The sequence below is a fragment of the Nonomuraea sp. SBT364 genome (genome assembly GCF_001083785.1).
In the GTDB taxonomy this organism is placed as follows: Bacteria; Actinomycetota; Actinomycetes; order Streptosporangiales; family Streptosporangiaceae; genus Nonomuraea.
The window spans coordinates 1-7508 of sequence record NZ_LAVL01000266.1; the positions used below are offsets into that span (position 1 = coordinate 1).

Sequence of the window (7508 nt, forward strand, 5' to 3'; positions counted from 1 at the left end):
CCCAGGGCCCCCCCGGGGTCCCGCTGCCTGTTCGGGTGTGCCCCCCGGCCCCGGGGCGCCCAGGGGGACGACCCCCGCCACATTACCCCCCCCCGCGGCCGCCCCCCCCCCCCCGGGGGGCGGTAGGCCCCCCACCGCCCGCCACACCGTCGCCGCCGAGGCCCCCACGGCGTAGCCGAGAACGGCCGTGACCGCGCCCATGACCCCCTGGTAGAGCCACGTCCGGGGCAGCAGCGAAGGTGTCAGCGACGCGCAGAAGAACAGCGCGCCGAGCAGAGTCCCCCCGAACCCCAGTTTCCACAACTCAGCGTCCCCCCGAACCCTGACGAGCATGCGACCACTCAGAGTAGCCGGAGGGCCGGGCGCGGGGGCCCTCGGCCGCTCGCTTCGCGCGTCCGAGCCGCGACGACCCGCGCCGGAAGGCGGCGTGTCGCGTACCGGTGCTCGGACGAACGGAGGGACGCGGCCCGGTCCGGGCGGGACGTTCGCCCGCTCCGGGCGACTCGGTGAACGGCATAGGGTATTGCTGTGGAACAGGTATCACTCGAGCTGACAGTTGGTCCGGTCGCCCACGGCGGCTGGTGCGTGGCACGCCACGAAGGGCGCGTGGTCTTCGTCCGGCACGCGCTGCCGGGAGAGCGGGTCATCGCGGAGGTCACCGAGGAGACCACCCGGTTCCTGCGGGCCGACGCCGTGGAGATCCTCCAGCCGTCGCCCGACCGCGTCGTCCCGCCCTGCCCCTACGCCGGCCCCGGCCTGTGCGGCGGCTGCGACTGGCAGCACGCCACGCTGGAGGCGCAGCGCGGGCTCAAGGCGGCCGTGGTAGCCGAGCAGCTGCACCGCCTGGCCGGCATCGAGCGGGACATCGTCGTGGAGGAGGTGCCGGGCGCCAAGGACGGCCTCGGCTGGCGCACCCGCGTCCAGTTCGCCGCCCTGCCCGGCGGCCGGCTCGGCCTGCGCAAGCACCGCTCGCACGACATCCAGCTCATCGACGCCTGCCTGATCGCGCACCCCGAGGTGGAGGCCGTCGCCGCCGAGGACCACGAGTGGCCGGGCGCCGCGTCCGTTGAGGTGATCGCCTCGTCCGAGGGTGACCGAGCCGTCGTCGTCGCGCCACGCCCGCGCCGCAAGGTGGCGGTGCCCGACCTCGATGCCCCCGCCTCGGTCCTGCTCGACCAGGGCAAGGGCCGCACCGTGCCGCGACGCGGCTCCGGGCTGCTGCACGAGCGGGTGGGCGACCGCGAGTTCCGGGTCGCCGGGAGCGGCTTCTGGCAGGTCCATCCGGGGGCGGCCGAGACGCTGCTCGACGCCGTCCTGGCCTACGCGGCGCCGGAGCCGGGGGAGTGGGCGCTCGACCTCTACTGCGGGGTGGGGCTGTTCGCCGCTGGTCTGGCCGAGGCCGTCGGCCCCGAGGGGGCGGTGTTCGGGCTGGAGTCCGAGGCCGCCGCCGTGCGCGACGCCCGCGCCAACCTGCGTGACCTGCCCCAGGCCCGGGTCGAGCGGGGGCGGGTGGAGGAGGCGCTGGACCGCTTCCAGATCGAGCGGGCCGACCTCGTAGTCGTCGACCCGCCCCGCTCCGGGCTGGGCCGCGACGTGGTCGAGCGCGTCGCGTCGCTGGAGCCGCTGCGCGTGGTGTACGTGTCCTGCGACCCCGCGACGCTGGCCCGCGACCTGGCCTGGTTCGCCGAGCGCGGCTACGGGCTCGGCGACCTGCGCGCCTTCGACGCCTTCCCGATGACCCACCACGTCGAGTGCGTGGCGCTGCTCACCCGTTCGTAGCGTGGATCAGGGCCGCCACGCCGTCCAGGATGCGGGCGAGCCCGAAGCGGTAGTCCAGCCGCCGCTCGTCCGCCGGGGTGCCCGCCGGGTAGTCGTAGGCGCCGGCGTCGATCGCGGCCCGCAGCGCGGGGAAGCGCCGCCCGTCGACGAGCCCGCCGAGCAGGTCGCTGTAGGCGGCGATCGACTCGCCGGAGGCGGCCGGCCCTAGGTCGGCGCTCAGCCGCGCCATGGTGTGCATGTGGCTGGCGACCAGCAGAGCCACCCCGGCCTTGTCGGCCTCGCTCAGCCCGGTGCCCTCCAGCGCGCCGAGGGCCCGGTCGGTCCACGCGAGCTGGTTGGGCGTGATGGGCGGCCCGGTGATCGGCAGGTGCACGATCCACGGGTGGGCGTGCAGCATCTCCCACTGCGCGCGGCACCAGCGTTCCAGGCCGGGACGCCAGCCGTCGCAGGGCTCGTCCAGCTCGGGGGGCACGGCCGCGACCCGGTCGAGCATCAGGAGCAGGAGCTCGCTCTTGCTCTTCACGTGCCGGTAGAGCGACATCGTGGTGAAGCCGAGGCGCTCGGCGACCCTGGCCATCGACACGGCGTCGAGGCCGTCGGCGTCGGCCAGCTCCACCGCCGCCCGCGTGACGCGGGACAGGGTCAGCCGGGTCTTCGGCTCCGGTTCGGGCTCGCCGATCCGGGCCCACAGCTCGCCGAGACCTGGCGGCAGGCCGTCCTTCATCGTTCCGTCCTCCTCTTGCCGTCCCGGCAAGTGTATGTCATATATTCGGTGTATGACATACACAACGTTGATCGTGGGCGGCGGCATCGCCGGCACGCTGAGCGCGATCGCGCTCCGCAAGGCGGGCATCGGATCGGTCGTCCACGAGGCCTACGATCGCGACGCCGACAACGTGGGCGCCTTCCTGACCCTCGCGGTGAACGCGCTCGACGCGTTACGCACCCTCGGCATAGACGTCCGGGAGATCGGCTTCGAGACGCCGAGGATGGCCCTCACCAGCGGCTCCGGCAAGAAGCTCGGCGAGCTCCAGTACGGCGCGCCGCTACCGGACGGCACCGTCAGCAGGACCGTCAAGCGCGCCGACCTCTACCGCCTGCTCCGCCGGCACGCCGAAGAACTGGGCGTGCCGATCGAGTACGGCAAGCGGCTCGTGGAGGCGGAGAGCGGGGGCGGCCGGGTGGTGGCGAGGTTCGCCGACGGCAGCGCGGCCGAAGGCGACCTGCTGATCGGCGCGGACGGCCTGTGGTCACGCACCCGCGAGATCATCGACCCGCGCGCACCCGGCGTCCGCTACTCCGGGCTGCTCAACACCGGCGGCTACGCGCGCGGCGTCTCCACGGGCGCCGAACCGGGCCTGATGTGCGCGATCTTCGGCAGGCACGCCTTCTTCGCGCACCTCACCCATCCGGACGGCGAGGTCTGGTGGGCGGCGAACCCGGCCAGGAAGGCCGAGCCCACCCGGGGCGAGCTGGCCGCGATCAGCCCGCAGGAGTGGCGGGGCCACCTGCTCGATCTGTTCCGGGACGACGAAGGCCCGGCCGCCGACCTCGTCGCGGCGTCCGGCAAGATCTTCAGCGCCTGGAAGACCTACGACGTCCCGGCCGTGCCCCGGTGGCACCGCGACCGGATGATCGTCATCGGCGACGCCGCGCACGCCACCGCCCCCTCGATCGGGCAGGGCGCGGCCATGGCCATCGAGGACACCGTCGTCCTGGCGAAGTGCCTGCGTGACAGCCCCGGCGTCACCGCCGCCTTCACCGCCTACGAACGCCTGCGCCGCGAGCGCGTGGAACGCGTCGTCGCCCAGGGCAACAGCACCGGCGGCTGGAAGGGCCTCGGGCCCGTGGCGCGCATCCCGCGTGACTTCATCATGGCGGCGGCGCTGAAGCGCATGGAGCGCAGGGGCGAGGACCCGAGCCGGTGGATCTACGACTACCGCATCGACTGGGACCAGCCGGTCCACGCCGGCGGCTGACCCGTCAGAGCCAGCCCATGCGCTGGGCGGTGCGGATCGCCTCCAGGCGGTTCTGGGCGTTGAGCTTGGTCATGGCGCTCGACAGGTAGTTGCGCACGGTGCCCTCGGTCAGGTGCAACTCGCCGGCGATCCGGGAGATGGCCATTCCGTCGGCCGCCAGGCGCAGGGCGTCACGCTCCCGGTCCGTCAGCGGGCTGTCGCCGGCGGCCATCGCGGCCGCGGCCAGCTCGGCGTCCAGGTAGCGCCCGCCCGCCTGCACCTTGCGGATCGCCATCGCCAGCTCCTCCGCCGAGGCGTCCTTGCCGAGGAAGCCGCTCACCCCGGCGGCCATCGCGCGGCGCAGGTAGCCGGGCCGGCCCAGGCTCGTCAGGATGACGATCTTGCATTGGGAGCTGATCCGCTCGGCCGCGCTGAGGCCGTCCATGCCGGGCATCTCGATGTCGAGCACGGCCACGTCCGGCCGGTGCTCGGCGACGGCGGCGACGACCTCGTCGCCCCTGCCCACCTGGGCCACGACCTGGATGCCGTCCTCCAGGTCCAGCAGGGCCGCGATGGCGCCGCGGATCAGGTGCTCGTCGTCGGCCAGCAGCACGCGCGTGGTCATGCGGGCACCTCGACCCTGAGCAGGTAGGCGCCTTCAAGGGTGGGCGAGGCCGAGAGGGAGCCGCCGGCGGCGGCGACGCGTTGCGCCAAGCCGCCGAGGCCGTTGGGGGCGTGCTCGCCCACGGGCCCGCTGACGCCGTCGTTGGACATCTCCAGGATTCCTTCCCTGATCATGATCGTGCACTGTTCGGCCCGGCTGTGCTTCAGGACGTTGGTGGCGCCCTCGCGGACCACGGTGGCCAGCAGCGTCCGGGTCTCCGGTGCCAGGTCGCCGGTGTCGGCGTCGACCGTGCAGCGCACGTCGGCCGCCTCCAGCACCGCGCGGACGCTGGCGAGCACCTCCTCGAAGTCGAGCGCCCGGTAGTTCTGCACCGTGGCGCGCACCTCGCGCAGCGCCTGCCTGGCCCCGTCACGCACCTCGAACATCACCCGCGCCGCGTCCTCGGGGCTGTCCGGCAGCCGCTCCTGCGCGCCGGCCGTGCGGGCCGCGATGCCGGTCAGGCTCTGGCCCAGCAGGTCGTTCAGGTCGCGGGCGAAGCGCAGCCGCTCCTCCGACACCGCCAGCATCGCCTTGGCCTCCTGTCCCTCGTGCGCCTCCCTGGCGATCCCCCACAGCCACAGGTTGGCCAGCACCCCGCCGCCGAGGAGCACGCTGAACGCCGCCTGCACCGCCAGCAGCGCCGGGACGAACTCGTAGGCCACCGTCACGTACACGCTGGGAACGGCGAGCGAGACCAGCGCCAGCACGGCCAGGGTGCGGCGGCGCACGTACGGCCCGATCAGGGCCAGCCACACCGGCGGCGCCCAGATGAGCGGGAACGCGGTCAGCAGCAGCACGCACACGGTGCCCATCGTCAGCAGCGCGGTCGGCCGGGCCCCGCCCCGCACGGCGATCCGCACCGCCCGGCTCGTCATCACGACCAGGCTCACCAGGAGCACCGCGCCCGCCGCGGCCGGCACGGCCGGCACGCCGTTCTGCCACTGCGCATGGAGGTCGATCAGCCCGATGAGGGCGAGCAGGAGACTCAGGTCGCAGGAGTAGACGACGATCCAGCGGATCTTGTCCAGTTTGGTGGCGCGCCTCATGCGGGCACCCCGGCCCTCAGCAGGAACTCGCCGTCCGCAGTGGGCGCGGCGGAGAACGAGCCGCCCGCCGTGACCATCCGCTCGGCCAGCCCGCGCAACCCGCTCCCGGCGCCCGCCGGCGCGCCGGACCGCACCCCGTCGTTGCGCATCTCCAGCACCCCGCCGGCGATGGTGATCGCGCACCTCGTGGCCTTGCTGTGCTTGAGCACGTTGGTGGCCCCCTCACGCACGACCCAGGCGAGCAGCGTACGGGCTTCCGGGGTGAGGTCGTCGGCGCGGGCGTCGATCAGGCAGCGGGCGCCGGCCGCCTCCAGCGCGGCGCGCACGCCGTTCAGTTCCACGTCCAGGTCCAGCGTGCGGTAGCCGTCCACGGCCACCTGCACCTCGATCAGCGACTCGCCGGCCAGGCGGCGGACCTCGGCCATCTCGGTCCCGGCCTTGGCGGCGTCCTTGGTGGCGAGCTTCGCGGCCAGCTCGCTCTTCAGCGTGATGACCGACAGGCTGTGGCCGAGCAGGTCGTGCAGGTCGCGGGCGAAGCGCAGCCGCTCCTCGGCCACCGCCAGCCTGGCCTTGGCCGCCTGGCTGTCGTTGGCGTCCTTGATGGTCCGCCACAGCCAGCACCACAACCAGGTGGCGCCCGGCAGGAGCACGGCACTCATCACGTGCATCATCAGGATGTTCTGCCAGGGCAGCCCCGCCACGGCCGAGACGTAGGTGGTGAGCACGGTGACGAGCGCGGCGCCCGTGCAGGCGACGACCCACAGCGGCAGGTAGAGCACGGTCGTGGAGAGCCAGATGTAGGCCAGGGTCTCCACGGAGCCGTTGGCCTCGGACGGCATGGGGAGGGTCAGCGCCAGGGTTGCCGCGGTGAGCACCCCGCCGGCGATCAGCTTCCCGGTCGGGCGCGGGCGCTCGTCGTAGGCGTCCCGGAGCACGAGGGAGTACAGGAGCATCACACCGGCCATGGACACCACGGCGGTCACGGCGGAGGCGGCGGACAGCCGGCCCTGGGCGGCGGCGGCGGCGATCAGCCCGGCGAGGAAGACGCCCAGGAGGGCGACCATGCCGTCCAGCCAGTAGAGCAGGAGCTTCTTCGCCGTCTCCGGCCTGGTGGCCACCCGCCCATCCCCCTATCGGACTACAAAACACCCCGTATCCCGACAAGCCTATAGTTTCGGCGGGTGTGCGGCGGGGGGTCAGGCAGGAGCGCCGCGCAGGACGAGAGCCGTCTCCGGGACGGGCGCGGCGCCACGCGTGGAGAGCCAGGCCAGGCCGTATCGGCCGGCGAACGCGGTGAGCTTGCGGGCGTCGCTCCCGGTCAGGTCGCCGGAGCTCGACAGGACACAGGTCACCGCGATCCGCCGCCAGGCGTCGTCCGGCTCCGCCAGGCCGTACACCTCGGCGAGCTGCGTGCGGGCGGCGCGCAGCGCTTCGGCCAGCCGGCGCATCCGGCCCTCGGGCGCGCTCTGCGGCTCGATCGTGGCCAGCAGGTTGACCCCGGAGACGTCGGCGCCCGCCTGCCGCGTGAGCCGCAGCGTCTCGACGTCGCGCGCGGTCAGCCCGTACGGCTTGAGGGGCAGCGTGAAGCCGACCCGCAGCGGCCGCTCCTGCTGCATCGACCGGATCGCCCGCGCCCGCCGCAACGCCGTCGCCTCCGCGGCTTCAGAACCGCTGTCCGAGCCGGCCTCTGTGCGCAGGTCGAAGTCGATGTAGGCGGCGTCGAACGCCCCCACCTTCCGCCGGTAGGCGGCGGCGAGCGCGCCGGGCCTGGTGCAGGTGGCCGCCGCCTCGCGGCCGCCGGGGCCGCCGAACACCAGCCCGGCGTCGCCGCCCCTGGCGCGCAACCGGCCGATCTTGTTGGCCACCGGGTCGTGGCCGAAGTCGAGCCGCCCGGCCCACCGCACGGTGCAGCCGTCGGGCGCGCCGACCAGGTGGCCCAGCGCGTACCAGCGCACCCCGGTGCGGCGCGAGTCGGCGGGCAGGTCGAAGCCCGGGTCGGCGGCGGTGTCGACGAAGGCGACGTACCCGGCGGGCACGGGGGACGGCGACGGGGAGGGGGAC

General features: G+C 74.0%; 8 protein-coding genes. 2 read left to right on the forward strand and 6 right to left on the reverse strand.

Annotated features, from left to right (window positions below):
- Nucleotides 1–333, reverse strand: a 333-nt coding sequence (locus tag ADY59_RS53625) for an alpha/beta-hydrolase N-terminal domain-containing protein (RefSeq protein ID WP_049577112.1), incomplete at its 3' end; no start/stop codon positions are given.
- A 216-nt stretch (nt 334–549) separates the two neighbouring features.
- On the opposite strand from ADY59_RS53625, the gene ADY59_RS45675 reads away from it, so the two are divergent.
- Nucleotides 550–1779, forward strand: a complete 1230-nt coding sequence (locus ADY59_RS45675) for a class I SAM-dependent RNA methyltransferase (protein ID WP_197094176.1) — start codon at nt 550–552, stop codon at nt 1777–1779.
- Here ADY59_RS45675 and ADY59_RS45680 read toward each other — a convergent pair.
- The gene (locus tag ADY59_RS45680; RefSeq protein WP_049577118.1) at nt 1766–2503 is read right to left on the reverse strand and encodes a TetR/AcrR family transcriptional regulator; all 738 of its coding nucleotides are present in this window, start codon (nt 2501–2503) and stop codon (nt 1766–1768) included. The two genes, ADY59_RS45675 and ADY59_RS45680, sit on opposite strands and share 14 nt — an antisense overlap.
- A 52-nt stretch (nt 2504–2555) precedes the next feature.
- Between ADY59_RS45680 and ADY59_RS45685 the strand changes: the two genes are divergently transcribed.
- Complete coding sequence (locus ADY59_RS45685) at nt 2556–3758, forward strand: FAD-dependent monooxygenase (RefSeq protein ID WP_049577120.1); 1203 nt, start codon at nt 2556–2558, stop codon at nt 3756–3758.
- A 4-nt stretch (nt 3759–3762) separates the two neighbouring features.
- On the opposite strand, the gene ADY59_RS45690 is transcribed toward ADY59_RS45685, so the two are convergent.
- The 4 genes from ADY59_RS45690 to ADY59_RS52105 all read right to left on the reverse strand — a co-directional run.
- Entirely contained in the window at nt 3763–4362 is a 600-nt protein-coding gene (locus ADY59_RS45690; protein WP_049577123.1) for a response regulator transcription factor, read from the reverse strand.
- Nucleotides 4359–5447 (reverse strand): sensor histidine kinase, encoded by a 1089-nt coding sequence (locus ADY59_RS45695; RefSeq protein ID WP_049577125.1) that lies wholly within the window; start codon nt 5445–5447, stop codon nt 4359–4361. Before ADY59_RS45695 ends, ADY59_RS45690 begins: the two co-directional genes overlap by 4 nt.
- A complete protein-coding gene (locus ADY59_RS47900) occupies nt 5444–6565 on the reverse strand; it encodes a sensor histidine kinase (RefSeq protein WP_053175797.1) in 1122 nt (373 codons plus the stop codon). The genes ADY59_RS45695 and ADY59_RS47900 overlap by 4 nt, the downstream gene beginning before the upstream one ends.
- Nucleotides 6566–6643: 78 nt before the next feature.
- Nucleotides 6644–7508, reverse strand: an 865-nt coding sequence (locus ADY59_RS52105) for a hypothetical protein (protein ID WP_197094175.1), incomplete at its 5' end; no start/stop codon positions are given.

Coding starts and splice junctions, on each gene's coding strand:
- ADY59_RS45685 (WP_049577120.1), top strand. CDS start 2,556: ATGACATACACAACGTTGATCGTGGGCGGCGGCATCGCCGGCACGCTG.
- ADY59_RS45695 (WP_049577125.1), bottom strand. CDS start 5,447: ATGAGGCGCGCCACCAAACTGGACAAGATCCGCTGGATCGTCGTCTAC.
- ADY59_RS45680 (WP_049577118.1), bottom strand. CDS start 2,503: ATGAAGGACGGCCTGCCGCCAGGTCTCGGCGAGCTGTGGGCCCGGATC.
- ADY59_RS45690 (WP_049577123.1), bottom strand. CDS start 4,362: ATGACCACGCGCGTGCTGCTGGCCGACGACGAGCACCTGATCCGCGGC.